We start from the raw sequence: 2,309 nt of genomic DNA, 5'->3' as shown, positions 1-2,309 counted from the left end.
TTTTCGGTAATGCCTTAGATTCACCAAGATAGTCGCCATTAGTAATGGTCTTCATGATATAGACCGATATTGTAATGAGAATATATGATCCTGAATACTTGGCTGGAATATGTTGCCATTATCCTCATAATTGGCTGCAAAGCAGCCTCCTCTGAAACTTTCAGCTATCTGAAGCGCATTACAAGCAGATCGAAGCTTTGAGCAGCTTATTAACTCTGCTCTGTTAAGAACATTAATCAGGCCGTATTCAACATCGCCCAGCTTGTATAACAATCGTTTATTATTTAAAGATAGAATTTTTGAACAGGGAGATATCTCTCCGTCAACAGATACAGATATGCTATTTCTGGCAGCACGACAACCAAAAAAGCTTAATCCATCATCTTCCTCATCCAGCACAGATATCCTTAGATCTTGGCTGGATTTTTCCCGATACCAATGCGCTATTCTTCTCATCTGCAAACCGAAGGACTCAATATCCTCTTTAGACCATTTTATTCCAGTGACATGGCAAATGATAAATTGGTTTATGCCTAGATTGTGAAGCTCTATTACATCATCGAATAATCTTTGCACATTATTAGGTACGACAGTCATCCTTACTCCTATCCACGGCTGAAATTTCTTAAGTATTTCCAATCCTTTTATTGATCTTTCAAAGGTGCCGCGTCCTTTTTTATCTACTCTGCACAGATTATGTGATAATTTAGATCCATCGATACTTAAGAGGACCTTTATCTTATGCCTTGCAAGGTATTCTGCCATTGACTCATTGAGGAGTACCCCATTACTAGTCATGCTGAATTCTACTCTCTTCCTTGAGAGTTCTTCCTTTTTCTCTACGTATTCAGTAATAGATTTTATTAAAGGAAAGTTTAGAAGCGGTTCTCCACCGAAATAAGTTATATACAGATCTTCCTCCTCCTGAGAATAATCAAATAGAAGATCAATCGCTGCTTGAGCTACTTTGAGAGACATCTTCTTGCGTCCAGTCATGTCTTTCTCAAAGCAATATGTGCATTCCAGGTTACATTCTTCTGTCACCGTCAGCTCTAACGCAGTAATTGAGGGAAATAATTTTGCATTTATTTGTTTAGTTACTTGATAAATGAGGCTTCTGCTATCTTCTGCAGTATAATTGAACTCTTCCTTTAAGCTCGTGCAAAAAGAGGTTAAGTTAGCAGGGTCTAATAAAGTACTGCTAATCTCATTTATTATATCTCTCTGCATGATACCTTACATGATACCTTACCATCAAGATATGAATCTTCGTTTGCGTTACTGCTGAATTTTACCTCTGCCCAACTTATAAATATATTGGGTCGTTATATCCTTTCAATTCCTTCAAATCCTACATATTGAGGGGAGCATTTGAAACCTTTACCTTTGCACACAAATGATCCTATATCACATCCAAACACAGTTTGACTTGGGCATCCATGTGTATAACCTTCTGGGCACTTAGTTGGCCCAGCAGTCCCGCTGCTCAGCATAGCTTCAGAGATTTTTGCATAGACCTTTTTTACTATCATATCTATATCTTCAGAAGATAAGTCCTCCATAAATATCTCACCCTTAGAATTGTATGCACTAATAGTTAATAAGTCTATGGTATCATTATGAGATTCTGTTAACTTAAGAAAGAGATGTTATACATTATCAATTTTTGGAATTAGTCTTTAGTTACAAACAACGAACTAATACGGACTCGATGATTAGCCGGGCTGGGTTTGTTTAAACCTGTTACAAGGTTTAACAGTGAGTTCGTTGTGAGTTCGCACGAGTTAGTTGTTAAACCAATTAAGTTAACACCATCGTTTCTTAACAGATAACTATTTTATATTGTGTTCACCATTATAATTCAGGTGCAAGAATGGAAAATCCCACACAGATTCTTAAGAATCGAATAGAAGCTCTTGAAACAGAACTGAATGCCATGCGTAGAACACTTGGTGCAACAATGGAGAAAAAAGATCCAAAGGCTTGGGATAAGTTGCACGCTGTAGGCAAGGAAATAGCCCGTGACTGGAAGAGCAAAAAACCAAGCTGGCAGTTAGTATCTGAAGCTAGAAGATAATATGTATTGCATAGATGCCAGTGTGTTCATAAATGCTGAAGTTGAAGGCGAAGAGTTCCATGAATACAGCGCAAAGCTCATGCAAAATATCAGAGAACATGGAATTACAATAATCGTTCAAGAAAGCCCCTTCGGGGCAAAATTAACGTTTGAAAAGTCTCTATAATGCATATCGTATCTCCCCGTTCTTAGGCTCATAAACATATCCTTCAAATTTCAGATGTTGGATATC

4 protein-coding genes are annotated in these 2,309 nt (G+C 37.5%); 2 read left to right on the top strand and 2 right to left on the bottom strand.

Annotated features, from left to right (window positions below; all coding sequences use genetic code 11):
• Nucleotides 1-51: 51 nt before the first annotated feature.
• Entirely contained in the window at nucleotides 52-1,230 is a 1,179-nt protein-coding gene (locus tag MNV_RS09460; protein ID WP_096205531.1) for a radical SAM protein, read from the bottom strand.
• Between the two features lie 95 nt (nucleotides 1,231-1,325).
• Nucleotides 1,326-1,562, bottom strand: a complete 237-nt coding sequence (locus MNV_RS09455; protein WP_096205529.1) for a hypothetical protein — start codon at nucleotides 1,560-1,562, stop codon at nucleotides 1,326-1,328.
• 311 nt (nucleotides 1,563-1,873) lie between these two features.
• Between MNV_RS09455 and MNV_RS09450 the strand changes: the two genes are divergently transcribed.
• Together MNV_RS09450 and MNV_RS19610 are read left to right on the top strand one after the other, a co-directional pair.
• Nucleotides 1,874-2,077 (top strand): hypothetical protein, encoded by a 204-nt coding sequence (locus MNV_RS09450; protein WP_096205527.1) that lies wholly within the window; start codon nucleotides 1,874-1,876, stop codon nucleotides 2,075-2,077.
• A gap of 1 nt (nucleotide 2,078) precedes the next feature.
• Nucleotides 2,079-2,243: a hypothetical protein gene (locus tag MNV_RS19610; RefSeq protein WP_179293911.1), complete on the top strand. Its 165-nt coding sequence runs from the start codon at nucleotides 2,079-2,081 to the stop codon at nucleotides 2,241-2,243.
• Nucleotides 2,244-2,309: the final 66 nt, after the last annotated feature.

It is taken from the genome of Candidatus Methanoperedens nitratireducens (assembly GCF_900196725.1).
Classification (GTDB): domain Archaea; phylum Halobacteriota; class Methanosarcinia; order Methanosarcinales; family Methanoperedenaceae; genus Methanoperedens; species Methanoperedens nitroreducens_A.
This window is presented reverse-complemented; position numbering and strand designations above follow the sequence as displayed.

Coding starts and splice junctions, on each gene's coding strand:
- MNV_RS09460 (WP_096205531.1), bottom strand. CDS start 1,230: ATGCAGAGAGATATAATAAATGAGATTAGCAGTACTTTATTAGACCCT.
- MNV_RS09455 (WP_096205529.1), bottom strand. CDS start 1,562: ATGGAGGACTTATCTTCTGAAGATATAGATATGATAGTAAAAAAGGTC.
- MNV_RS09450 (WP_096205527.1), top strand. CDS start 1,874: ATGGAAAATCCCACACAGATTCTTAAGAATCGAATAGAAGCTCTTGAA.
- MNV_RS19610 (WP_179293911.1), top strand. CDS start 2,079: ATGTATTGCATAGATGCCAGTGTGTTCATAAATGCTGAAGTTGAAGGC.